We start from the raw sequence: 22622 nt of genomic DNA, 5'->3' as shown, positions 1-22622 counted from the left end.
GCTCAGTCCGCTGAGTGCCAGGCGTCGAGGACCGCGTCCACGACGTCGCCGCCGCGGTCGCCGTCGGTGAGCACGACCAGGCCCACGGCCTTCCCGGGGTCGGCCAGCAGCTCGGCGTGGTAGCCCCGGTTGACGCCCTCGTGGCGCACCGTCGGGAGCTGGTCGAGCTCGAGGCCGAGCCCGTAGTCCCCGCCCGTCGCGGCCTGTGGCGTCCGCATGGCCTCGGCGCGCGGGTCGTCGGAGTCCAGCCAGGCCGCGAAGCGCCCGAGGTCCGCGGCGCTCGAGCACAGGCCGGCGGCCGCCGCCTCGGCGTACGCGTAGCCGTGGCCCTTGGTCGCTGTGGTGCACGCGTAGCCGCTGGACGCCATGCCCAGCGGGTCCAGGACCTCGCGCTGCACGACGGTGGCGAAGGACTCACCGGTCACGTCCTCGACCACCTGCTGCGCGATCGTGTAGCCGCCGCCGGAGTAGCGGTAGTGCCCGGCGTCCTCGGTCTGGTGCACGTCGGCCAGCGACTGCGCGGTCGTCGGCAGCGGCGTGCCGCGGTCGAGGCCCTGGTAGCCCGCCGTGTCGATGCCGGCGGTGTGCGAGAGCAGGGTGCGCAGCGTGACGCCGTCGGGGTCGGGGGAGTCGGCGGGCAGTCGCCAGGAGCGGAGGTACGCCGAGACCGGCGTGTCCAGGTCGAGCCGGCCCGCGTCGACCAGGGCCAGCACGGCCGCCGCGGCGACCGGCTTCGAGATCGACCCGGCCTGGAAGACCGTGTCCTCGGGCACGCCGAAGCCCCGCTGCCAGACGACCCGGCCGTCCTCGACCACGGCGACGGCGACGCCCGGCACGTCGGCGTCGGCCTGGGCGTCCGGCACCGCGTCGGCGATGGCCGAGGTGACGGCGTCCAGGTCCGCCGGCCGGGTCAGTCGGTGCTCCGGGCCGCCGCGGAGCAGGACCCAGGCGACGGTCCCCGCGGCCACCAGGACGAGCGCGGCGAGGACAACGGCCGACCGCCTCGCCCGCCGGCGGTCCGTCACGCGCCGGACGCTACTCCCGCACCCAGGCGTAGCCCCACGGGCCGAGGACCAGCGGGTCGACGACCGTCCCGGTGACCACGTCGACGCCGCGCACGGGCAGCTCGACGGTGTCCCCGGTGACGTTGGTGACGCACAGCAGGTCGGCGCGGCGCAGCGCCACCACGCGGTCGTCGAGGCGCTCGACCCGCTGGGTGCCGAACGGCGAGAACGCCGCGTGCTGCCGGCGTACGTCGAGCAGGTGCCGCAGCCCGGTGAACACCCCGTGCCGGCGCGGGTCGGTGGCCAGCTCGGGGACCAGCCGGTCGGCGTCGAGCACGGCCCGGTTGATGCGCCGGTTGATCCGGCTGGTGACCATGCCCTCGAGGTCGGGCGGCGAGCCGACGAGGGAGTGCAGGTAGACCGCGGGCACCCCCAGGAAGGCCAGCAGCACGCTGTGCGCGGCCAGGGTCTTGGCCACGACGACCGCGGGGTCGCGGGCCTCCTCGACCGTGCACAGCGCGTCGAGGTAGCTGAGGTTGAGCTCGTAGACCGACCGCGACCCGTCCGGCCGCGCGGCCCAGGAGACCGCACCCCCGTGCGACTCCGTCCGCTCGACCAGGTCGGCCCGCTCGGTGTCGTCGAGGATGCCCTCGGTGGCGCGCAGCCCGATGCCGTCGTGGCTGGCCAGGAAGTTGAACCAGGTCGCGGTGTCGCTCACCGGGCCGATGCCCTCGGCCCAGCCGCTGAGCCGCTCGGTCGAGCCGGAGACGAACGAGTGCAGGACCAGCGGCGGCAGCGCGAACTGGTAGACGAGGTGGGCCTCGTCATGGCCGTCGCCGAAGTAGGAGACGTTCTCCTCGTGCGGGACGTTGGTCTCGGTCAGCAACCGTGCGCCGGGCGCGACGTGGTCGACCAGGGCCCGCCACAGCTTGATGACCGCGTGCGTCTGCGGCAGGTGCAGGCAGGTGGTCCCGGACTGCTTCCACAGGAACCCGATCGCGTCCAGGCGGATGGCCGAGGCGCCGTGGCCGAGGTAGCCGAGCAGCACGTCGGTGAGCTCCAGCAGCGTGCCGGGGTGGCGCACGTCGACGTCGACCTGGTCCTCGCCGAACGTCGTCCACACCTCGACCGTGCTGCCGTCCGGGCGCGGGAACGGGTGGAACAGCGGGCTGGTCCGTGGCCGCACCACGTGGCTGGTGTCGAACCCCGCCTCGCGCTCGACGTAGAACCCGTCGTACGCCGGGTCGCGGGCCAGCCAGCCCAGGAACCACGGGCTGCGGCTGGAGGTGTGGTTGGCCACGAAGTCGAACATCACGCTGTGCCGGCGGGCCAGGTCGCCGACATCGGACCAGGTGCCCAGCGCGGGGTTGACCTGCCGGTGGTCGACGACCGCGAAGCCGTCGTCGGAGGTCCACGGGAACATCGGCAGCAGGTGCACGTCGCTGACCACGTCGCCGACGTGGTCGTCGAGGAAGCCGGCCAGCGTGTGCAGCGGCGCCTCGCCGCGCCGGCGCAGCCCGTCGCCGTAGGTGATGAGACAGGCGGTGCGCTCGGTCGGCGGAGGCACCGTGCGACCGGCCAGCTCGGCCGCGTGCCGCTCGGCCAGCGCGAGCAGCGCCCCGGCGACCTCCTCGTCCCGGTCGGGGTAGAGCCGGGCGACCAGCGGCGCGATCCGGTCCGCGAGCGTGGTGCCGCCCGCGCTCACGTGAGCGGCTCCGCGCTGCCGCCGCGGGCGAGCAGCGCGCGCACGGCGTCCAGCCCCCAGGCGTCCAGCTCGCTGACCCGGTCGGAGAAGGACCGGAGGCCGCCGAGCCGGGCCGCGGCCTCGGCCCACTCCTCGCGCAGGGCGTAGGACGGCCGGGCCACCACGCAGTCGGGGTCGTTGACCCACAGCCGGCCCTGCTGCCAGTCCCGCGCCTCCAGCGGCGGCAGGCCGCGCAGCCCGGTCGAGCCGTCCTCGCCGCCCTCGTGGAAGGTGTCCGGCGAGACCCGCATGACGTCGACCAGCCCGACGCTCGGCAGCAGCGGGGCGCCGCAGCCGACCAGCAGCACGTCGGGCCCGGCGGCCTCCCGGATCAGCTCCAGCCCGGAGCGGTACGCCGCCTCCCCGGCCAGCGCGCCGGCGTACAGGAAGTCGAGCTTGAGGTAGTCCACGCCGAGCCCCACCAGCCGCCGCACGTGGTCGGCCAGCAGGTCGCGGACGGCCGGGTGGGTGAGGTCCAGGCCGACGAGGTCCTGGCGCCAGTTGTAGCCGGCCGGGCCGGTGAGCCAGTCGGGGTGCTCGCGGGCCAGCGTGGTCTCGGCGCCGACCAGGAACGGTGCCAGCCACAGCCCGGCCCGTCGGCCCGAGCCGCGCACCTCGTCGACGACCCGCTCCAGCGAGCCGAAGCGCTCGGCCGGGCGCAGGCCCTCGCCGAGCCCGGGGCTCCAGCCGTCGTCGACCAGGACCAGGTCGACGGTCAGGTCGTGCGGGTCGAAGGAGCGCAGCGCCTCGAGCACGTCGTCGGCGGTGACCTCCTCGAAGAAGCGGTACCACGAGCACCACACGGTGGGCGGCGCAGCGAGGGGCACGGCGAGCTGGTCGCCGTACGCCGCGAGCGCGGCCGGCCCGGTCTCGTGCTCACTGACGTCGACCGGCCCGGAGGAGCGGACCACGACGCTCGTCCCATCGAGCGTCGCGTGCAGGGTCGGCACGCCGGTGAGGTCGGAGGTGGCGTAGCGCCGGACCGGCGCACCGTCGCCGGGGTCGAGGACCAGCAGTCCCTCGCCCTGCAGGCCGCGCTCGGCGACCGGCGTGCCGGGCCGGAAGCGCATCAGGTGCTGCCACTCCTGCTCGGGCCGCGGCCCGTCCGCGGTCACCGGGTGCCAGCCGGCGGGGCTCCAGGACTGCCAGCCCTCGGCGTACACCCGGGCGGTGGACACGTCGACCCGGACCTCGTCGACGACCTCGGTCATGCGTCGACCCGCACCAGCGCGCCGCCGGCGTCCGCGGAGTCGCGGGCGGCCAGCACCAGCGCGACCGAGCGGGCGGCGTCGGTGGCGGAGTTCTCGGGCTCGCGGTCCTCGGCCACCGCGCACATGAGCTCGCCCATGGCCGCCGCGAAGCCGTCCACGAACCACGCCCCGGTCAGGGGTACGCCGGTCCGCGTGGTCCCGTCGTCGACCTCGACCCGGTCGGAGTCCAGCAGCACGCTGCCCCGGATGGTCCCGGTCGTGCCGTGCACCCAGAACGGGCAGCCCGGCTCGCTGGCCACGTTGCTGCCGGTGATGCGCAGCGTCGCGGTGGCGCCCGCGCCGGTGCCCAGCGACAGGGTGGCCGACCAGGGGTTGCGGGCCTCGCCGGGCTGGCCCGGGACCCGGGAGTCGAAGGCCTGCACCCAGGTGACCGGCCCGGCGCCGCCGTCGGCCAGCCAGGTGCGGGTGATGTCCACCCAGTGCAGGAGGTAATCGGTGAGCAGCATGTGCGGGACGTCGTCGAACGGGGTCCCGGCCAGCGGCGGGAGCGGCTTGTCGTGCAGGTGGGTGACCCCGGTGACCTCGCCGACCGCGCCGTCGCGCAGCAGCAGCGTCGTGGCCCGCCAGGGCGGCGCCCACCGGCCGTTGTGGTTGACCGCGACCCGCACGCCGGCCGCCTCGGCCCGGGCCAGCACGGCGGGCAGCCGGTCCAGGTCGGCGCGCGCGAGGGTGAGCGGCTTCTGGGCCAGCACGTGCTTGCCGGCCTCGACCGCCTTCTCGATCCACTCCAGGCGGCCCTCCGGCCCGGTCGCGAGGTCGACGAAGCGCACCTCGGGGTCGGCGAGCAGCTCCTCGGCGCTGGCGTAGACCCGGCGGCCGAGCCCCTCCGTGGTGGCGGGCGTGCGGCTCCAGACGCCCACCACGCCCACGCCGTACTGGTCGTAGGCCGGCAGGTGCGCGGTCCGGGCGATGGTGCCGGCGCCGAGGACGGCCACGCCGCCCCGGTCCTCGGGGAAGCGCGGCCCGGTCTCGAGCCTCATGCGTCCACCGGCGCCGCCGGGAAGCGCAGCACGGCCTGCAGGATCTCGGGGTCGCCGGCGTCGAGCCGGGCGAAGACCGCGGCGACGTCCTCGGCCGCGACCACGTCGGTCACCAGGGAGGCGGCGTCGACGTGTCCGCGCCGGACCTGCTCCATGAACGTGCGCACCAGCCGCGGCTGGTCCCAGCGCGGTCCGAGCGCGACCGGCGTGCCGGAGATCTGGCTGGCCACGATGCGCACCCGGTTGTGGTGGAACTCCTCGCCGAGCCGCAGGTGCGCGGCGCCACCCTGGTAGAAGCCGGAGGCCACGACGGTGCCGTCGACGACCACCGACCGGGTCGCCTCGTGCAGGGCCCGGTCGCTGCCGCTGAGCTCGATGGCCACGTCCACGCCGCCGCCCGACCAGTCGCGGATGAGCGCGCCGGCGTCCGGGGCCGCGAAGACCTCGACCGCGCCCATCGCGCGGGCCGCGTCCAGCCGCCGGGCCACGGTGTCCACGGCCACCACGTCGGCGCCGGCCAGCGTGGCCAGCCGGGTGGCCAGCAGCCCGATCACGCCCTGGCCGAACACCGCGACCCGGTCGCCGAGGCGGACCTCGCCGGCCAGCACGGCGTTGAGGGCGATGGAGCCGACGCGCGCGAAGGTGCCGGACAGTGCATCCTGCCCGGTCCAGGTGCGCCAGCGCACCGCCTCGGCCGGGACGACGGCCTCGCTGCGGTGGCCCCAGATGCCGTGCACGACCTCGCCGACCGCGGGCGCGTCGACGCCGTCGGCGACCTCCACGACCTCGCCCACCTCGGAGTAGCCCCAGCCCTCGACCGGGTAGGAGAACGTCGGCGCGCCGTCGACGAAGAGCCGGCGCTCGACGTCCCAGGTGCGCGTGAGGTACGGGTTGGAGCCGCGGTACGCCGTGAGCTCGGTGCCGGCGGAGATCCCGGAGTACCACGTCCGGACCCGCACCGAGCCCGGCACGAGCGGCGCGGGCTCGGCCGGGACCAGCCCGACCTCACCGGGACCGGTGAAGGAGACGACGCTCGGGTCGACGTTGGGCACACTCACCCCTTCTCGGCGCCGGCGGTGAGGCCGCCGGCCAGCCAGCGCTCGCTGAGGAAGAACAGGACGATGATCGGGACGGTGAGGATGACCGAGCCGGCCATCAGCACGGTGGTCGGCACCTCGATGCTCCCCGCCAGCTGGGACAGCCCGAGGGAGACCGTCCAGTTCTGGCGCTTCTCGAGCAGGAAGAGCAGGGCGAAGAGGAACTCGTTCCACGCGATCATGAAGACGAACAGCGCGTTGGACGCGATGGCCGGCAGGGCCAGCGGCAGGCTCACGTGCCACATCGCCTGCAGGCGGCTGCACCCGTCGATCGCGGCCGCCTCCTCCAGGCTGGCCGGGATGGTGTCGAAGTAGTTGCGCAGCATGTAGATCGACACTGCGGCCACCTGGGCGACGTACACGATCAGCAGGCCGGTCAGCGTCCCTCGCTGCTCGATGCGAGTGAAGAACACGAACAGCGGGATGGCCAGCAGGATCGCCGGGAAGAAGTAGACGCCTAGGAAGACCGCGCTGATCTGGCGGCGGCCGAAGAACTCCAGCCGGCTCACGGCGTACGCCCCGGGCACCGCGACCAGCAGGCTCAGCACCACGGTGCCGATGGCCACCAGGAAGCTGTTCTTCATGAAGTTGAGGAAGCCCTGACCGCCGTCGTCGGTGGAGCGCAGCACGTCCTTGTAGGTGTCGATGTTGAACTCGCTGGGGCTGATCCACAGCTGGCCCGGCTCCTGCAGCAGCGACTGCAGGGGGCGGAAGGACAGCACCACCATGTAGTAGAAGGGGAACAGGGTGATGAGCAGCAGGAAGGCGATGAACAGCGGGCGCAGCACGCCCAGCACCCGCCGCTCGACGGCGTCGCGCGACACGGTGCTCACGCCACCTCCTCCGACCGGCCGAACAGCTTGAGGTAGACCGTCACCAGCACCGCCAGGATCGCGGCCAGCACGAGCGCCTGGGCGGCCGCGGCGCCGATGTCGCCGCGGTTGATGAGGTAGTCGTAGACCCGCACCGCGACGACCTGCGTGCCCGAGCCGCCGCCGGTGAGCAGGTAGATGTCGTCGAAGTTGTTGAAGGTCCAGATGAAGCGCAGGACCGTCAGCACCGCGATGGTGGGCAGCAGCTGGGGCAGCACGATGTGGAAGAACTTCTGCGTGGGCGTCGCACCGTCCACGGTGGCCGCCTCCTCCAGCGAGTCCGGGATGGCCTGCAGCCGCGCGGTGAGGAAGAGGAAGGCGAACGGGAACGAGCGCCAGCCCTCGAAGAGCACCACGGTGAGCAGGGACTGGCTCACGTGCAGGTCCAGGCCGAAGACCGTCACCGGCTTGCCCGAGCTGAGGAACGCGATCGGCTGGTCCCAGCCCAGCAGCGTGGTCCCGTAGTGGTTGACCACCCCGAACTGCGGGTTGAGCATCGTCGACCACACGAACGCCGCCGCGACCACCGGGGCGACGTACGGCACGAGCATGCAGGCGCGCACCAGTCCGCGGCCCCGGAACGGCTTGCGCAGGGCCAGCGCGGTGAGCAGCCCGAGCCCGATCGCGCAGGCGGTGCCGCCCACCGAGTAGACGAGCGTGGTGATGAGCGCGTCCACGAACCCCGGCGAGGTGAGGACCTTGTCGAAGTTGTCGAGGCTGTAGTCGCCGATGACGCCCGTACGGCGCAGGTTGAGCAGCCGCACGTCCTGGAAGGCCAGCGAGACCGTCCACAGGATGGGCAGGAGCACCATCGTGAAGACGATGACCGCCGTGGGGGAGATGAGCAGGTAGCCCGTGCGCCGGTCCTGCAGCGCTCGGGCGGACCGCACCCGCCGGCTCCGCCGGCCGTGGTCCCCGGGGTCGGGGGCCGCGACCGTGGCGCCGGCCGGTGCGGTGGGTCCGCTGATGGTCACAGGGAGTCCGCTGCGGACTTGATCGCGTCGGCGGCCTCCTTGACCGCGTCCTCGGCCGAGGTGCCGTTGGCGACCTCGTTGACCGCGTTGGCCACCGGCTGCTCGCCCTGGATCGCGCCGAGCAGGTCGCCCTGGCCCTGCGGGATGGCCCAGCGGCTGAGCGAGTCGGTGCCCGAGGTGAGCGCGTCGATGACCTCGGGGCCGTAGAACTGCGACAGCGGCGCCTTGGTGTCCACGCCGACGTCCATGCCGGCCCACGCGTCGGCGTACTCCGTGGAGCCGGCGTCGGGTCCGGAGCGGACCGGGATCTTGCCCTCGGGGGCGATGGCGATCCAGGGCTCGTAGCCGTCGGTCATCATGTACTCGACGAACTTCTTGGCCGGGTCGGACGACGCCTCGGCCGGGATGGTCCACGAGGTGATCTCGCCGAACGTCGCCGGCTCGTCGCCCGACGGGCCCTGGATCGAGGTGACCACGCCGCTGTTCTTGGCCAGGTAGCTCGGGTCGTCCGCGCACTCCGCACAGGTCGGCAGGGCGTCGTTGCGCAGTCCGGCCAGCTCGTCGAGGATGAAGCTCGACCAGATGAGCATCGCGGCCTGACCGGCGAAGTACGACGCGCGGGTGGTGTCCACGTCCTGGGCGCCGGTGACCGAGTAGTCGGTCTGGAGCTGGCCGTAGAAGTCCATGGCCTCGACGCACTCGTCGCTGTCGAAGGTCACGTCACCGCTGTCGTCGACGAGCTGGCAGCCGTTGCCGAGGCCGATCTCCTCGAAGGTCTGCTCGGTGAAGGCGTCACCGGCCACGTTGGCGCCCACGAAGCCGGCGACGTCGCCGCTGTCGAGGGCTTTCGCCGCGGCCAGCACGTCGTCGTAGGTCTGCGGCGCGGCCAGCCCGGCCTGGTCGAAGAGGTCCTTGCGGTAGAGCAGGAGCTGCACCCACGACTCGCTCGGCACGGCCAGCGCGGTGTCGCCGTCGGCGGTGAGGTCGAGCGCGCTCTCGCTGAAGGTGTCGGTCCCGAGGTCGTCGAGCACGTCGGCCACCGCGTCGGTGTCCAGCAGCTCGTTGGACGACAGGGTGCGGATCTGGCCGAGCGGGATCCCGCCCATCACGTCGGGCAGGTCTCCGGCCGCCGCGTTGGAGGTGAGGATCTGGTTGAACTGGTCCTCGGCCACCGCGGTGAGCTTGACCTCGATCCCGGTCTCCTTGGTGAACTGGTCGACGATCGCCTGGGTCGCGGCGACGCGGTCGGGGAGGTCCTCCTCGATCCAGACGTCGATGCTCTTGGCGTCTCCGCCGCCACCACCGCCGTCGCTGTCGTCGGAGCCGCCGCAGGCGGCGAGGGTGGCCGCCACCGTGGCGGCGGTCGCGAGGAGGGCAGCGGCCCGCGCGCGACGAGTGCGGTGGATGGACATGGGGCCTCCGGGAGAAGAGCGCAGACTTTTGTCCAGACACTGGACCTATGTCACACACCTGTCAAGCAATTGGTGTCCAGTCGTTACACAGACGACTACCATCACCCCGTGCCCACCGGCCCCGGCGACATCCTCGACCTGATCCGCCACGGCCGCGCCACCACACGAGGTGACGTGCTCGAGCAGACCGGCCTGTCGCGGATGACCGTCGCGCAGCGCCTCGACTCCCTGCTCGCTGCCGGGATGATCGTCGAGGGCCAGACCGGCGAGGCCACCGGCGGACGGCGCCGGCGCAGCCTGGTCTTCAACTCCGCGCAGTCCTGGGTGCTGGCCGCCGCCGTGGACACCACCCACACCCGGATCGCGGTGACCGACCTGCACGGCCGGGTGCTCGCGGAGACCGAGCTCGACGTGCCGGTGGAGCGCGGGCCTTCGGAGGTCCTGGACCGGATCGCCACCGCGATGGACACCCTGCTGCGCAAGCACGACCTCACACCCGAGGACCTGTGCGGGGCCGGGTTGAGCCTGCCCGGGCCCGTCGACCCCGAGTCGGGCCGGCCGAGCCAGCCGCCGATCCTGCCGGGCTGGGACGCCTACCCGGTGGCCGAGCACCTCCAGGCCACGCTGCCCGGCGTACCCGTGCTGACCGCGAACGACGCGGACGCCGCCGCGCTCGGCGAGTACGCCGCCGGGGGCAGCGACACCCGGTCCCTGGTGCTGGTCAAGGTCTCCACCGGCATCGGCACCGGGATCGTCATCGACGGGCACTCCTACACCGGCGCCGACGGCGGCGCCGGCGACATCGGCCACGTCCGCGTCTCCCCGCGCTCCGAGGCCCGGTGCCAGTGCGGCATGCAGGGCTGCCTGGCCGCGGTGGCCAGCGGCCGGGCCGTGGCCGCCGAGCTCACCGCCCTCGGCATCCCGGCCGCCTCGGCCCGCGAGGTCCGCGAGCTGCTGCGGGCCGGCAACGCCGACGCCGCGCGGCTGACCCAGCAGGCCGGTCGCCGCATCGGCGAGGTGATGGCCACCGTCGTGTGCCTGCTCAACCCCGAGGTGGTGCTCATCGGCGGCGGCCTGGCCTCCGCGCCGCTGGTCGCCGGCATCCGCGAGACGCTGTACCGGCTGGCCCTGCCCCGGGCCACCCGCCACCTCGACCTGCGGCTCGGGACGCTGGGCGAGGACGCCGCCGTGGTCGGGCTGGCCCGGCTGGTGGTGGACCACGAGTTCGCGCCCGCGGCGGTCAACGCCAAGCTGCGCGGCTGAGGCTGGTCAGCCCCACCAGAACGACGCGGCGATGATCCCGTAGAGCGCGATCAGGCTCGCACCCTCCAGCCACGTCGACTCGCCGTCGAAGGCGATGAACGCGGCCAGCACGACGGCGAGCAGCAGGCTCACGACGAGCATCGGGCTGAGCACCAGCGTGAACGCCGCGAGGCCGAAGACCTGCGAGACGATGACCAGGACCGGGGCCAGGACGAGCGCGATCTGGATCGGGCTGTTGAGCACGATGGAGAAGGCGTACTCGCTGTTGCCGGAGGCCGCGAGCTGGACGCCGACGACGTTCTCCACGGCGTTGCCGGCGATGGCCACGACGACCAGCCCGGCGAAGGCCTGGGAAATGCCGACGGAGTCCATGGTCGGCTCCAGCGCGACGACGAACCAGTCGGAGACGAACGCGGCGGCCGCTCCGGAGACGCCGAGGATCCCGATCGCCAGCCAGACCGGCCAGCGGGGCGGCTCGTGCTGGGGGCCGGCCGACTCCGTGCCGGAGTCGCGGCGCAGGGAGAACGGCAGGGAGAGCGCGAACAGGGCCAGCAGCACGACGGAGACGATGAGCGAGAAGGCCCGCTCGTGGTCGGCGGCCGGCGTGTGCACGAAGTGCGCCAGCGAGGGGATGGTCCAGGCGGCGACCGAGAGCAGCATCAGGACGACGATGGTGCGGGCCCGCTCCGAGCCGAGCTGCTGGGTGCCGTGGCGCAGCCCGCCGACGACGAAGGCCAGGCCGAGGACCAGCAGCAGGTTGGCCAGGATCGAGCCGACCAGGGCGGCGCGGACCACGTCGTCGAGGCCGGCGCGGAGGCTGAAGATGCAGATGAACAGCTCGGGCAGGTTGCCGAGCGCGGACTGCAGCACCCCGGTCGCGCCGGCGCCGAAGGAGTCGCCCAGCTGTTCCACCGAGAGCCCGACCAGGGTGGCGAGCAGGGCGATCGCGCCAGCGGCGACGACGAAGGCGACCACGCTGTTCCAGCCGGCGTAGTGGGCGAGCCCGGCCGCCGCGACCAGGGCCGCGCCACCGCCGAGCCGGATGCTGTCGGAACGGGTGAGCACGTGCTGACGCTACCCAGGTTGGCCCTGTCGGCAGCGCCCCGTAGGTTCGGCGCGTGAGCCTGCCCGCGACGTACGCCGCCACCGGCGTCTTCGTCTGCTTCGAGGGCGGCGAGGGCGGCGGCAAGTCGACCCAGGCCCGGTTGCTGGCGCAGTGGCTGGAGGTGCAGGGGCGTCGGGTGCTGCTGACCTTCGAGCCGGGCGACACCCCGGTCGGCCAGGAGCTGCGGCGGATCGTGCTGAGCCCGGAGACCGGCTCGCTGTCGCCGCGGACCGAGGCCCTGCTCTACGCCGCGGACAAGGCCGAGCACGTCGACACCGTGGTGGCGCCGGCCCTCGAGCGCGGCGACGTGGTGGTGATGGACCGCTACGTCGACTCCACGCTGGCCTACCAGGGTGCGGGCCGCGCATTGGCGGTGGCCGAGGTCGAGCACGTGGCGCGGTGGGCCACGCACGGGCTGCGGCCGCACCTGACCGTGCTGCTCGACCTAGACCCGGCGATCGGCCACGCGCGCTTCGAGGGTCGCGACCGGATCGAGGGCGAGCCGCTCGAGTTCTTCGTCCGGGTGCGGCAGCTGTTCCTCGACCTGGCCGCCGCGGACCCCGAGCACTACCTCGTCCTCGACGCCGCCCGGCCGGTCGACGACCTGGCCGCCGAGGTCCGCGCCCGGGTGGAGGCGCTGCTGTGACGGCCCTTCGAGACGGGCGCAGCACGCCCTCCTCAGGACAGGTGTGGGACGACCTGGTCGGCCAGCACCGGGTCATCGAGGCGCTGCGCGCGGCCGCGTCCGGGCACGGCATGAGCCACGCCTGGCTGTTCACCGGTCCGCCCGGCAGCGGCCGGTCCAACGCCGCGGTGGCGCTGGCCGCGGCGCTCGAGTGCGACCTCGGCCCGGGCCCCGACGCAGGCTGCGGGGTCTGCCACGAGTGCCACACGGTGCTGGCCGGCTCGCACGCCGACGTGACCATGGTCCGCACCGAGAAGCTGTCCATCGGCGTCGACGAGGTCCGCGAGCTGGTCCGCCGCTCGGCCCTGGCGCCGGTCGGCCGGCGTTGGCAGGTGCTCATCGTCGAGGACGCCGACCGGCTCACCGACCAGGCCTGCAACGCGCTGCTCAAGGCCATCGAGGAGCCCACGGACCGCACGGTGTGGATGCTGTGCGCGCCGACGGTCGAGGACGTGCTGCCCACCATCCGCTCACGGTGCCGGCTGGTCACCCTCGCCACGCCGACCACCGAGGACGTCGCGGCGTTCCTGGTCCGCACCGACGGCGTGGCCGAGTCCCTCGCGGCGTACGCCGCCCGCGCCAGCCAGGGCCACATCGGCCGGGCCCGGGCGCTGGCCCGCGACGAGGCGACCCGCAACCGGCGCCGCGAGGTCGTCTCCTACCCCGCCAAGCTGCTCAGCCTCGGCGCCTGCATGACCGCGGCCGCCAACCTGGCCGAGGTCACCAAGGAGGAGGCCGACCAGGTCACCAGCGAGCTCGACGCGCGGGAGAAGACCGACCTCGACACGGCGTACGGCGTGGTCGAGCGCGGGCGCCGCCCACGGGAGTACGCCCCGGCGCTGAGCGCCCTCGAGAAGGGTCAGCGCACCCGGGCCAAGCGGCGCCACCTCGACATGGTGGACCGGGGGCTGATGGACCTGGTCTCGGTCTACCGCGACGCCATCGCGATCGGCACCCGCGCGCCCGGCGTCCTGGTCAACGAGGAGATCCGCGGCGACGTCGAGGAGCTGGCCCGGGTCTCCACGCCCGAGCAGAACCTCCAGCGCATTGCCGCCATCTTCGCCGCACGCGAGCAGATGCTGGAGTTCAATGTCCCGGTGGCCCTCGCCCTGGAGTCGATGATGGTCGCGCTCCGCGTGGGCGACCGGGTGGCCCGGTGAGGGCCCGGTGACGGCCCGGTGAAGGCCACCCGCCTGATCGGTGCCCTCGTCGTCCTGGCCCTGGTCCTCGGCACCGTGTTCGCCGTCGCGGTGACCCTGCGCGACGACGGCTCGGCCGAGCCCGGCCGCGCGACCCTCGCGCCCACCCCGGCGCCCGAGGACGGTTCCAGCGAGCCGCCGGCGCCCGACCTCTCGGCGTTCTACGGCCAGACACTGGACTGGGCGTTCTGCCCGGGCAGCGAGGAGGACGAGTGCGCGACGCTCACCGTCCCCCTGGACTACCAGGACCCCGGCGGCCGCACGCTCGACCTCGCCGTGCTCAAGGTGCCGGCGGAGAAGCCCGACGAGCGGATCGGCTCGATGGTCGTCGACCCCGGTGGCCCGGGTGCGCCCGCCACGACGTACGCCAGCGACGGCGGGTGGGGCGACGCGCTGCGCGAGCACTTCGACATCGTCGGCATGGACCCGCGCGGCGTCGGGCAGTCCGACCCGGTCGACTGCCTGTCCGATGCCGACATGGACGCCTTCCTGGCCGGCGACCCCGACCCGGACACCCCGGCCGAGGAGTTGGCGTACGCCGCGTCGGTGAAGGGGTTCGGCGCCGGCTGCGAGAAGAACTCCGGCGCCCTGGCCGCCCACGTCTCCACCATCGAGGCCGCCCGCGACATGGACGTGCTGCGCTCGGCGCTGGGGGAGAACCACCTGACCTACTTCGGCGCCTCCTACGGCACCGAGCTGGGCGCGACCTACGCCGAGTTCTTCCCTCAGCAGGTCGGCCGGCTCGTCCTCGACGGTGCCGTCGACCCGACCCTCGGGCTGGTGGAGTCGGCCAAGGTCCAGGCCGGCGGCTTCGAGACCGCGCTGCGCTCCTACGTCCAGCACTGCGTCGACGGCGGCGACTGCCCGCTCGGCGACTCCGTGGACGCCGGCGTGACCCGGGTGCAGCAGTTCTTGGCCGACACCGACCAGCAGCCGCTCGGCACCCGGCTCGGTGACCGCAAGCTCACCGAGGGGCTCGCCTACTACGGCATCGGCGCCGCGCTCTACAGCGAGGAGGCGTGGTCGCTGCTCGACCGCGGCTTCAACGACGCGATCGGCGACGGGGACGGCACGGTGCTCGCCCTGCTCGCCGACCTCTACGCCGACCGCAACGTCGACGGCACCTACAAGAGCAACCTGCTCGAGGCCTTCCCGACCATCAGCTGCCTGGACAAGCCAGAGTCGGTCCCGTTCGACCAGGTCGAGAAGTACGTCCCCGAGCTCGAGGCCGTCTCGCCCACGTGGGGCCGCACCTACGCCTGGGGCCTGACCACCTGCGCCGGGTACACCGCCCGCTCCACCGAGACCCCGCGGCCGCTGCGCGGGGCCGGCGCCGCGCCGATCGTCGTCATCGGCACCACGCGCGACCCCGCCACGCCGTTCTCCGAGGCGCAGGCCCTGGCCTCCCAGCTGCAGTCGGCCGTGCTGGTCAGCCGCGACGGCGACGGCCACACGGCGTACTCCTCGGGCAACCAGTGCATCGCCGACGCGGTGGAGGACTACCTCGTCGACGGCACGGTGCCCCAGGACGGGCTGCAGTGCTGAGCGGGCGGGTCAGCTGATCAGCGCGTCGATGTCGACGTAGCCGTCCGAACTGCCCCCGACGACCCGGCTGGTCCGGCCGTCGATCGCGACCGGGACGTCGCCGGCGACGGTGACCCGGCGCACCTCGCGGCGGTGGGTGTCGAAGTCGGCCACGGCGTAGTGCTGCGTCGCGCGGTTGTCCCAGACCGCGACGTCGCCCTCCTGCCAGGACCAGCGCACGGTGTTCTCGAGCTTGGTCACGCGGTTCTGCAGCAGCTGGAAGATCGCCGAGGACTCCGAGGTGTTGAGCCCCACGAAGCGCTTGACGAAGTGGCCCAGCAGCAGCGTCCGCTCGCCGGTCTCGGGGTGCACGCGCACGACCGGGTGCTCGGTCTCGAAGTACGTCGAGCGGAACTCGTCGCGGTTCAGCGCGTCCTGCTCGCCCCGCTCGTCGTAGGACTCGGACTCGCGGGCGTAGTCGAACTCGTTGGTGTGCCGGGCCCAGAGGCCGTCGACCAGCGCCTTGAGCGAGTCCGGCAGCGCGTCGTACGCCGTGGCGGTGTTGGCCCAGTTGGTGGTGCCGCCGTACGGCGGGATGGTGACGCCGCGCAGCACGCTGAAGGCCGGGATGCGGTCCACGAAGGTCACGTCGGTGTGCCAGCTGTTGGCGGCCATGCCCTGGGTCGCGGCCAGGCTCAGCACGTGCGCGCTGCCGGTGTTGACCGTCGGGTGCGCGGTCGTGAGCGGGCCGAGCAGCGAGGCGAACGCGGTCTGGCCGGCGTCGTCGAGGTGGTGCTGGCCGCGGAAGAACACGACCTTGTGGCGCAGGATCGCGGCCCGCACCTCGGCCAGGGTCTCGGCGTCGAGGTCCGGGCCGAGGTGGACGCCGTCGACCACGGCACCGATCCGGCCGCCGAGCTGCTGCACCGCGAGGCGCTGGGTGCGGGGGTCTGCTGTGAGGGTCACGCGAGGCTCCTGTCCGAGTAAGTCAAGTGACTCGACTGACTTTAGAACATTGCGGCCCGCGGGGCGATCAGAGCGGCGTGGCGATGGCCTGGATCCGGGTGGTGGCGAGCTGGATCATCAGCTGGGCCGCGGGGGACAGGGTCGCCCCGCGGCGGTGCACGATCGCGAACATGTCGAACAGCCGCGGGCGCAGCGACACGAACCCCGCCTGCGGTGCCAGCCGCGGCAGCAGCTGCTCGGCCGCGCCGCGCGGGATGACGGTGTCGGCCAGCCCCATCCCGACCAGCTCGACCGCGATCTCGACGTCCTCCACCTCGATCCGGCTCGCCGGGTTGCGGCCCGCCTCGTGCAGCAGCTGGCGCAGCATGATCCGGATCGAGTCCGTCGCGCGCCACGTGGTCTCAGGCATCACCAAGCTGGCCTCGGACAGCCGTTTGGCCGTCACCGGGCTCTCCAGTCGCGCCGGGTCGGCGCTCACGTAGACCAGCTCGTCGCGCGCCACCGGCGTGACCTGCATGCCCTCGCTCTCCACCGAGTGCAGCGCGAGCATCGCCGCCTCGAGCCGCCCCCGGCGCAGCTCCTCGGCCACCTCGCTCGAGTTCTGCCCCACCAGCTCCACCCGCACCCCGGGGTAGCGCTCGAGCACGTCGGCGACGAGCGCCGCACCGGCGTACAGCCGAGCGGTGCCGAACATCCCGAAGCGGATGGTCCCGGTCTCGAACGCCTTGACCGCCTGCGCCGCCCGCCGCGTGTCCTCCGCCGCCCGCAGCGTCCGCTCCGCGTGCGGCCGCAGCGTGTCCGCCACCGTCGTCGGCACCACCCCGCGCCCGACCCGCCGGAACAGCTGCACCCCCAGCGTCTTCTCCAGCGCGCGGATCTGCTCCGACACCGACGGCTGCGCGTAGCCCAGCTCCTCGGCCGCCCGGGTCAGCGACCCGTGCTCGTAGACGCTCAGGAAGCAGGTCAGCTGGTGCAGTGACAACATAGGCACAACCTTGGGCTCGCAACGGAAAGTCAGGCTACCCCTATGCTTACCCGCCGGTCACACTGGTGTGGACACCACCCGTGAGAGACCCGGAGGAGGGCTCCGACATGTTCGACCACCACTGCAGCGCCTGTGACCGTCGCCAGCTCATCTTCCCGAGCATGATCACCGGCATGGCCAACACCGACCAGGGCATCGTCCTCGCCTTCGAGTGCTGGTGCGGCGCCCCGCAGACCGCGCTGACCGGCAAGGCCACCGAGATCGTCTCCGCCGAGCGGACCCGCGAGCCCGTCGCCGCCTGAGTGCACGCGGCGACCGAGACGCGTCTGGCCGACGCGTCCCGAGCCCGGGCCGTGTGACCCCGACACCCCTCCTGGTGTCCCGGTCGCACGGCCCGTTCTCGTCTGCCACCAGGATTTCCAGCCACGGGCGCCGATTCCGTAGACTCCCGCGGGTTGCCCGCGAGGGCACGTGCCGCCTTAGCTCAGTCGGTAGAGCGATTCACTCGTAATGAATAGGTCGTCGGTTCGATTCCGACAGGCGGCTCCACGAACTCATCCAGCTTGACCTGGGCGTTTTCCCTAAGGGGCTCGTCGGGGTGGTGAGCACCTGATAGGTGTGCTGCGGCGTCTCCGCCATGACGTCAAACACGTCGCGGACGAAACTGAGCGGCACCCTGGCGTGGAAGAGGTCGCTCATTGAATTGACGAAGACCACCCTGGGCGATCGCCATTTCTTGGGCTGGCCGAGCGCTCCAGGATGGACGGTCACATCGAAGCCCGGCCCGGAGGTGCGCGGGTCGCCGTCGTTCTGGTACTTCGCGACGCCCGTTGCCTTCAACCGCCTCGCGAGGGCCAACGCGTAGCAGTTGTCGCATCCAGCGGCGACTCGGTCACAACCGGTGACGGGGTTCCACGTGACCTCGGTCCACTCGATCGAGCTGTTCGTGCCCGTCCGCGCACCCTTCCTCACGGACCCAGGGTTCGGACGTCGAGTCGGCTACCGGGAGAAGAACCGGCGTACGCCTGTGGCCACAGCAACCGCTGTGACGGCTGGGGCTCAGAAGCCGTCGTTTCCCGCGCGCCGCGAACTACCACGGGCTGCACGCTGCGCCTGCCGGGCTTGGCGAAGCCGGCGAAGCCTGGAACGAGATGGGGGTCGGCCTCCAGAGCTGCGGGCTGGTCGAGCAGCCAGTTGAGCACCTGGTAGCAGCAGACGCTCGACTTGTCGAACTTCTCGCGGATCGCAGACTCTTTGGCGCCGTTGTACTTCCACCAGTGCCGCTCGAACTCGAGGACCTCGCGGTCCCGGTCTGTGAGCTCGTAGCGAGCGTCGACGTTCTGGACCGCTCTCCCCGTGGTCATGGCGAGGAAGGCTGGACGCGGTCACCGACCGTGCTTGCTGACCTGGCCCGGTCAGGCGCCCGGGCGCCCCGGAATCAGGGGTCGCCCGAGCGCTAGACGGTTCAGAAGGTGAGCGGTGTCGCGAAAGTTCCGTCGCTGGCGTTGGCGGGGGAGACCAACCGTTGCGACGGTGGTGTTCTTCAGCGCCCAACCGTCCTTGGTGCCGGTCGAGGTCCCGCAGTCGGGGTTGTCGATGGTGGCCGAGGTGAACCGGGTCGAGGCGAAGGACCCTGATGCGTTGGTGGTGTTGGGGATGGCGAACGTCTGGGGGGTGCCCAGCCAGACCACGGTGCGGGCGTAGAGCGGCAGGTTGGTGTCGCCGTTGGCGCCCTGGCCGGAGTTGAGGTAGGCGCTGCCGGTGCAGTTCGCGCCGGTGTAGTAGGCCTGGGCGGGGTACATGACGCCGTCCCAGCCGACGTCGACCAGGTAGTTGCCGCTGGTCAAGAAGGTGACTCCGCGGGAGTCGGCCTGGACGATCGTTCCGAGGGTGGTGCCGTTGCCGTCCTTGAGCGTGGCGCCGCCGCCACCGGAGCCAGCGGGACCGGCGGGTCCCTGTGGGCCGGCCGGTCCTTGCGGGCCGGTCTGTCCGGTCGCTCCGGTCTGTCCGGTCGGACCAGCAGGGCCGGCCGGTCCGGTGTTGCCGGTGTCTCCCTTGGGGCCGGCGGGCCCGGCGGGCCCGGCGGCGCCAGCTGCGCCGGTCGCGCCGGTGGGGCCGACAGGCCCGGTGGCGCCCGTGTCGCCCTTGGCTCCGTCGGCGCCCTTGGCGCCGGTGTCTCCCTTGGGTCCGGCGGGCCCTGTGGCGCCAGTCGCCCCGTTCGCACCTGCGGCGCCGGTGTCGCCCTTCTTGTTCCAGGCGATCTCGCGCTCACGCTGCCCACGGGGGCCGGTGGTAACGCACGGGGTCTGCGGCGTCTCGAGCCGCAGCTGCTTGTTCGCGACGTTGACGCAGGCGTTGACCATGCCGTCAACCGCGGCGTCCTTGTCGCCAGAGGTGGCGTAGGCGCCACCGACGACAGCGAGGAGTGTCCCTGTCGCGATGCCAGCTGCGGCCAGGCGCGATCCAGGGCGACGGAGCAAGTTCATGTAGAGGTCCTTCTAGAGGGGGATGGGTGAGGCGGGGCCACGCTCGCACCTGCACCCCGGCCGGCGCCATGGCCTAGACGGGCCGTTCCTCTGACGGAGGCCACTTCGGGCGGAGCCCGCAGCTCGGCATGGTCGGGCGGAGCCGACGTCGGCAGGGTTGAGCGGAGCTCGGTCGTCGCGGCGCGGAAGGGGCGGGAGAGACCCAAGCTGGTCTTCGCCGGGGCCGCCTGAGTACGAGACCCGAGAGGGCAGATCGGCCTCTAGCCTGGGCACGTGCCCGACGTGATCCTCGGACGAGCTGGCAGCACCGTGGTCGTCGATGTCGACGTATGCGTCAAGACCGGCGTCGCTACGAAGCACCGCGTTGTCCTGCGCGGACAAACGACACCGACGTGGGTCAGCGTCCTCCTCCTCTTCACGGTCGTCGGCTACCTCTTCGCCCAGGCGATGACGTCACGTCGCTACCACGTCACCCTGCCTTTCGCCCACGCGGTCCACGACCGCTGGCGAAGGAACCGCCGTCTCTGTTGGGCCGCCGGCCTGGCTGGAACTGGCGCAGTTGTCATGGCTGCGACCGTCGGCCATGGCTACGCCGGCCTGTGGGCCGGCGCCGGCCTCACGTTGATAGCGGGCGGCGTTGTCCTCGGCGCCGCCAATGCGCTCGTGAACAACGTAGGTGTCCGCATGACCCGAGCCGACGAACTCGTACTTACCCGAGCGCACCCTTTCTTCGTCCGGGCAGTACGTCGAGCCTCCGTCGAGCCACTGTCCCGCTGAATCCTGTCTTCGGCATGGTCGGGCTCCGGCCGCGCGGCGGCTAAGCGGACGTTGGGCACCATTCTCCGCATGGGAGTCCGGGTCATGCTCCATCGCCGTGACGGCGAACTGGTGCGGGCTCTGCCTGACCCGGGCGGCGGGACCTTCGACGCGGCCTGCGACTTCGACGCACTGATCGGGTCGGCCACTCTGCCCACCATCGGAGGCCTCGATCCACACGGGGACGCAACGCTCGGCGGGCTGACCATGGCCGACCTGATCGCCGACGTGGACAACGCGCTTGAGTCGGCGCGGCCGGGACCCCGACTTCGTGGGCTGCGACGCCTCCGAGCGATGGCGGAGATGGTGCAGGCGGACGAGTCACTGACCCTGCGTGTCGTGGGTGACCAGCAGCCGATCATCGGCATGAATAGGTCGTCGGCTCGATTCTGACAGGCGGCTCCACCAGGTCCCTGACCTTCTCATCGCGTTTGCGAGCCGCCTGCGGTCGGCGGCATCGGAGCACCGACGCACTCGGACGTGGCGCGACGGGTCCCGAGCGTCCCTGCGCTCAGCCGTCGGCGGCCGCGAGGAGGGCGGCGTGGTTGCTGAGCTCGTCGCGGAGCCGGCAGGGCACGGGGACGCCGCGAGGCTTCAGCCAGCCCAGGCAGAGGGCGAGCGACACGTCGACGTCCCACCTGGCGCCGTCAGCGACCCGCGCCATGCGGCGGTCGCGTGACGTCTCAGGGTGGCGGGGCCGGTGGGTGGTGTCAACGTCTCCCGAGCCGGGCCGGCCGGGCGTCGCGCGCAGGCGCGACCGGTCGCGGTACGTTGTGCCATCCCCGACTCCTCGAGCATCGACGCGCTGGATCGGCTTTGCCGACGTGTGGTGGTCGACCTGGACCTGCTGGGCGCGTGCGTGTCGACGGTCGGGGCGGCCGGGCTCGAGGTCCTCGCGGCCTCCGACGGCGACGCACGGCGCCTGGAGGACCTGCAGTTCTCCTTGGGTGAGGGCCCCAGCGGCGAGGCGTTCCGGACGGCCCAGCCCGTCCTGGTCGCCGACGTGGGTGCGGCCGAGACGCGGTGGCTGCAGTTCGCGGCCGCGGTCGGGGCCAGAGGCGTCGGCGGGGTCTACGCCTTCCCGCTCCAGCTCGGTGCGGCTCGGTCGGGAGTGCTCACCGCCTACACCCGCGCAGGGCACCAGCTGAGCATCACGCAGCTGGGGGCAGGAGTGGCGTGGGCGGAGACCGCGCGCGACCTGCTCCTCGGGGCGGTGGACGACGACGCCGACTCGCTCCCGCCGGGCACTTCCGTCCCGCTGCGCTCGGTGGTCTACCAGGCACAGGGCATGTTGATGGTGCGGCTGGGGATCAGCCTGGCCGACGCGCTGGTCCTGCTCCGGGCGATGGCGTACGCCGACGGAGTGGACATCAACGACCTGGCCGCTGCCGTCGTGAGCGGTGTGCGAGCCGCGGATCCTGACGCGGGAGCGGCACAATGAGTGGGGTTGTCCCACGGGAACGAGGAACCGGATGATCACGACCGCGCGACTCATCGAGGCGTTCGTCGACCTCGCCGACACGCTCGTGGCGGACTTCGACCTCGTCGACTTCCTGCAGGAGCTCACCGTCCACGCCGCCGAGGCCAGCGGCGCGGACGCCGTGGGCATCGTCCTGGCCGACCACGACGGCCGCCTGCAGTTCGTGGCGTCCTCCAACGAGTCCGGTCGCGCCCTCGAGCTGTACCAGCTCCAGGCCGAGGAGGGCCCCTGCCTGGACTGCTACCGGACCGCGACCCCGGTCGTCAACGCCGACCTCGCGGAGGCCCAGGAACTGTGGCCACACTTCGCTCCCCGGGCGGCCAGCGCCGGGTACCGGTCCGTGCACGCCTTCCCGATGCGACTGCGGGACGAGGCGATCGGCGCGCTCAACCTCTTCGGGGCCGAGCCGCTGCGCTTCGAGTCCGAGGACATCGGCGTCGTGCAGGCCCTGGCCGATGTCGCCACGATCGCCCTGCTGCAGCAGCGCAGCCTCGCGCGCGCCGAGGCGCTGACCGAGCAGCTGCAGGGCGCCCTCAACAGCCGGATCCTCATCGAGCAGGCGAAGGGGGCGATCGCCGAGCGCGAGGGCATCTCCCCGAGCGAGGCCTTCGAGCTGCTGCGCGCGCAGGCCCGCGCGGAGCGGCGGCCCCTGGTCGAGCTGGCCTCCGAGGTCCTCGCGCGCTAGCCGGCACGCCGTCCGTCGAGGCCCGGTGCTGCGGGACGAGCCGCGCCCCCGGCACAGAATCCCCCCGGAACCCA

At 72.7% G+C, this 22622-nt stretch carries 24 protein-coding genes and 1 tRNA gene; 10 read left to right on the top strand and 15 right to left on the bottom strand.

Translation table 11 applies throughout. The features are described 5' to 3' along the window. Nucleotides 1-2: 2 nt before the first annotated feature. The 8 genes from G5V58_RS20785 to G5V58_RS20750 are packed head-to-tail and all read right to left on the bottom strand — an operon-like array spanning nt 3 to nt 9354. Nucleotides 3-1025 (bottom strand): serine hydrolase domain-containing protein, encoded by a 1023-nt coding sequence (locus G5V58_RS20785; RefSeq protein WP_165236876.1) that lies wholly within the window; start codon nt 1023-1025, stop codon nt 3-5. 10 nt (nt 1026-1035) lie between these two features. Next, nucleotides 1036-2709, bottom strand: coding sequence for a sugar phosphorylase (locus tag G5V58_RS20780; RefSeq protein WP_165236874.1), 1674 nt, complete (start codon nt 2707-2709; stop codon nt 1036-1038). Continuing rightward, entirely contained in the window at nt 2706-3959 is a 1254-nt protein-coding gene (locus tag G5V58_RS20775; protein WP_165236872.1) for a glycoside hydrolase family 36 protein, read from the bottom strand. Before G5V58_RS20775 ends, G5V58_RS20780 begins: the two co-directional genes overlap by 4 nt. Continuing rightward, entirely contained in the window at nt 3956-4999 is a 1044-nt protein-coding gene (locus G5V58_RS20770; RefSeq protein WP_165236870.1) for a Gfo/Idh/MocA family protein, read from the bottom strand. The genes G5V58_RS20775 and G5V58_RS20770 overlap by 4 nt, the downstream gene beginning before the upstream one ends. After that, nucleotides 4996-6051 carry a zinc-dependent alcohol dehydrogenase gene (locus G5V58_RS20765; protein ID WP_165236868.1) on the bottom strand — a complete coding sequence of 352 codons (1056 nt, stop codon included), beginning with the start codon at nt 6049-6051 and terminating at the stop codon, nt 4996-4998. The genes G5V58_RS20770 and G5V58_RS20765 overlap by 4 nt, the downstream gene beginning before the upstream one ends. A 2-nt stretch (nt 6052-6053) precedes the next feature. After that, the gene (locus tag G5V58_RS20760) at nt 6054-6929 is read right to left on the bottom strand and encodes a carbohydrate ABC transporter permease (protein ID WP_230486804.1); all 876 of its coding nucleotides are present in this window, start codon (nt 6927-6929) and stop codon (nt 6054-6056) included. Next, nucleotides 6926-7942 carry a carbohydrate ABC transporter permease gene (locus G5V58_RS20755; protein ID WP_230486803.1) on the bottom strand — a complete coding sequence of 339 codons (1017 nt, stop codon included), beginning with the start codon at nt 7940-7942 and terminating at the stop codon, nt 6926-6928. The genes G5V58_RS20760 and G5V58_RS20755 overlap by 4 nt, the downstream gene beginning before the upstream one ends. Continuing rightward, nucleotides 7939-9354 carry an ABC transporter substrate-binding protein gene (locus G5V58_RS20750; RefSeq protein WP_165236866.1) on the bottom strand — a complete coding sequence of 472 codons (1416 nt, stop codon included), beginning with the start codon at nt 9352-9354 and terminating at the stop codon, nt 7939-7941. The genes G5V58_RS20755 and G5V58_RS20750 overlap by 4 nt, the downstream gene beginning before the upstream one ends. Before the next feature lie 108 nt (nt 9355-9462). Here G5V58_RS20750 and G5V58_RS20745 point away from each other — a divergent pair, with 108 nt between their 5' ends. Beyond that, on the top strand, nt 9463-10617 hold the full coding sequence (locus G5V58_RS20745; RefSeq protein ID WP_230486802.1) for an ROK family transcriptional regulator: 1155 nt from the start codon (nt 9463-9465) through the stop codon (nt 10615-10617). Between the two features lie 6 nt (nt 10618-10623). On the opposite strand, the gene cax is transcribed toward G5V58_RS20745, so the two are convergent. Further along, complete coding sequence (gene cax / locus G5V58_RS20740) at nt 10624-11682, bottom strand: calcium/proton exchanger (protein WP_165236864.1); 1059 nt, start codon at nt 11680-11682, stop codon at nt 10624-10626. A 53-nt stretch (nt 11683-11735) separates the two neighbouring features. Here cax and tmk point away from each other — a divergent pair, with 53 nt between their 5' ends. From tmk to G5V58_RS20725, 3 genes are read left to right on the top strand one after another with little or no spacing between them, the layout of a single operon-like run. Then, nucleotides 11736-12368, top strand: a complete 633-nt coding sequence (gene tmk / locus G5V58_RS20735) for a dTMP kinase (RefSeq protein ID WP_165236862.1) — start codon at nt 11736-11738, stop codon at nt 12366-12368. Continuing rightward, on the top strand, nt 12365-13567 hold the full coding sequence (locus G5V58_RS20730) for a DNA polymerase III subunit delta' (protein WP_230486801.1): 1203 nt from the start codon (nt 12365-12367) through the stop codon (nt 13565-13567). Before tmk ends, G5V58_RS20730 begins: the two co-directional genes overlap by 4 nt. Nucleotides 13568-13585: 18 nt before the next feature. Next, complete coding sequence (locus tag G5V58_RS20725) at nt 13586-15151, top strand: alpha/beta hydrolase (RefSeq protein WP_165236860.1); 1566 nt, start codon at nt 13586-13588, stop codon at nt 15149-15151. Nucleotides 15152-15160: 9 nt separating this feature from the next. Here the strand turns inward: G5V58_RS20725 and G5V58_RS20720 are convergent, their stop codons facing one another. Together G5V58_RS20720 and G5V58_RS20715 are read right to left on the bottom strand one after the other, a co-directional pair. Then, complete coding sequence (locus G5V58_RS20720; protein ID WP_165236858.1) at nt 15161-16096, bottom strand: TauD/TfdA dioxygenase family protein; 936 nt, start codon at nt 16094-16096, stop codon at nt 15161-15163. 67 nt (nt 16097-16163) lie between these two features. Next, entirely contained in the window at nt 16164-17081 is a 918-nt protein-coding gene (locus G5V58_RS20715; RefSeq protein ID WP_165236856.1) for a LysR family transcriptional regulator, read from the bottom strand. Nucleotides 17082-17161: 80 nt separating this feature from the next. Here G5V58_RS20715 and G5V58_RS20710 point away from each other — a divergent pair, with 80 nt between their 5' ends. Beyond that, a complete protein-coding gene (locus tag G5V58_RS20710; protein ID WP_165236854.1) occupies nt 17162-17383 on the top strand; it encodes a hypothetical protein in 222 nt (73 codons plus the stop codon). 171 nt (nt 17384-17554) lie between these two features. Further along, nucleotides 17555-17630, top strand: a tRNA-Thr gene (locus G5V58_RS20705). On the opposite strand, the gene G5V58_RS20700 is transcribed toward G5V58_RS20705, so the two are convergent. The 3 genes from G5V58_RS20700 to G5V58_RS26600 are packed head-to-tail and all read right to left on the bottom strand — an operon-like array spanning nt 17583 to nt 19567. Further along, entirely contained in the window at nt 17583-18053 is a 471-nt protein-coding gene (locus tag G5V58_RS20700; protein WP_230487389.1) for a DUF5131 family protein, read from the bottom strand. The two genes, G5V58_RS20705 and G5V58_RS20700, sit on opposite strands and share 48 nt — an antisense overlap. After that, a complete protein-coding gene (locus tag G5V58_RS20695; protein WP_329957537.1) occupies nt 18050-18445 on the bottom strand; it encodes a DUF3263 domain-containing protein in 396 nt (131 codons plus the stop codon). The genes G5V58_RS20700 and G5V58_RS20695 overlap by 4 nt, the downstream gene beginning before the upstream one ends. 51 nt (nt 18446-18496) lie before the next feature. After that, complete coding sequence (locus tag G5V58_RS26600) at nt 18497-19567, bottom strand: collagen-like protein (protein WP_196240530.1); 1071 nt, start codon at nt 19565-19567, stop codon at nt 18497-18499. Between the two features lie 273 nt (nt 19568-19840). Between G5V58_RS26600 and G5V58_RS20685 the strand changes: the two genes are divergently transcribed. Then, complete coding sequence (locus G5V58_RS20685) at nt 19841-20344, top strand: hypothetical protein (RefSeq protein WP_165236853.1); 504 nt, start codon at nt 19841-19843, stop codon at nt 20342-20344. Nucleotides 20345-20413: 69 nt separating this feature from the next. After that, entirely contained in the window at nt 20414-20776 is a 363-nt protein-coding gene (locus tag G5V58_RS20680) for a hypothetical protein (RefSeq protein ID WP_165236851.1), read from the top strand. Nucleotides 20777-20894: 118 nt separating this feature from the next. Here G5V58_RS20680 and G5V58_RS20675 read toward each other — a convergent pair whose 3' ends face one another. Next, nucleotides 20895-21047, bottom strand: a complete 153-nt coding sequence (locus G5V58_RS20675; protein ID WP_165236849.1) for a hypothetical protein — start codon at nt 21045-21047, stop codon at nt 20895-20897. A 165-nt stretch (nt 21048-21212) separates the two neighbouring features. Here G5V58_RS20675 and G5V58_RS20670 point away from each other — a divergent pair, with 165 nt between their 5' ends. Both G5V58_RS20670 and G5V58_RS20665 read left to right on the top strand, forming a co-directional pair. Next, on the top strand, nt 21213-21824 hold the full coding sequence (locus G5V58_RS20670; protein ID WP_165236847.1) for a GAF and ANTAR domain-containing protein: 612 nt from the start codon (nt 21213-21215) through the stop codon (nt 21822-21824). 31 nt (nt 21825-21855) lie between these two features. Next, nucleotides 21856-22548 carry a GAF and ANTAR domain-containing protein gene (locus G5V58_RS20665; RefSeq protein ID WP_165236845.1) on the top strand — a complete coding sequence of 231 codons (693 nt, stop codon included), beginning with the start codon at nt 21856-21858 and terminating at the stop codon, nt 22546-22548. Nucleotides 22549-22622: the final 74 nt, after the last annotated feature.

The sequence above is a fragment of the Nocardioides anomalus genome (genome assembly GCF_011046535.1).
Taxonomy (GTDB): domain Bacteria; phylum Actinomycetota; class Actinomycetes; order Propionibacteriales; family Nocardioidaceae; genus Nocardioides; species Nocardioides anomalus.
This window is presented reverse-complemented; position numbering and strand designations above follow the sequence as displayed.

What these genes read in the sequence shown, in the direction of transcription:
- G5V58_RS20775 (WP_165236872.1), bottom strand. Translation starts at nt 3,959, where the DNA reads ATGACCGAGGTCGTCGACGAGGTCCGGGTCGACGTGTCCACCGCCCGG.
- G5V58_RS20770 (WP_165236870.1), bottom strand. Translation starts at nt 4,999, where the DNA reads ATGAGGCTCGAGACCGGGCCGCGCTTCCCCGAGGACCGGGGCGGCGTG.
- G5V58_RS20750 (WP_165236866.1), bottom strand. Translation starts at nt 9,354, where the DNA reads ATGTCCATCCACCGCACTCGTCGCGCGCGGGCCGCTGCCCTCCTCGCG.
- G5V58_RS20715 (WP_165236856.1), bottom strand. Translation starts at nt 17,081, where the DNA reads ATGTTGTCACTGCACCAGCTGACCTGCTTCCTGAGCGTCTACGAGCAC.
- G5V58_RS20695 (WP_329957537.1), bottom strand. Translation starts at nt 18,445, where the DNA reads ATGACCACGGGGAGAGCGGTCCAGAACGTCGACGCTCGCTACGAGCTC.
- G5V58_RS26600 (WP_196240530.1), bottom strand. Translation starts at nt 19,567, where the DNA reads ATGAACTTGCTCCGTCGCCCTGGATCGCGCCTGGCCGCAGCTGGCATC.
- G5V58_RS20680 (WP_165236851.1), top strand. Translation starts at nt 20,414, where the DNA reads ATGGGAGTCCGGGTCATGCTCCATCGCCGTGACGGCGAACTGGTGCGG.
- G5V58_RS20675 (WP_165236849.1), bottom strand. Translation starts at nt 21,047, where the DNA reads ATGGCGCGGGTCGCTGACGGCGCCAGGTGGGACGTCGACGTGTCGCTC.
- G5V58_RS20665 (WP_165236845.1), top strand. Translation starts at nt 21,856, where the DNA reads ATGATCACGACCGCGCGACTCATCGAGGCGTTCGTCGACCTCGCCGAC.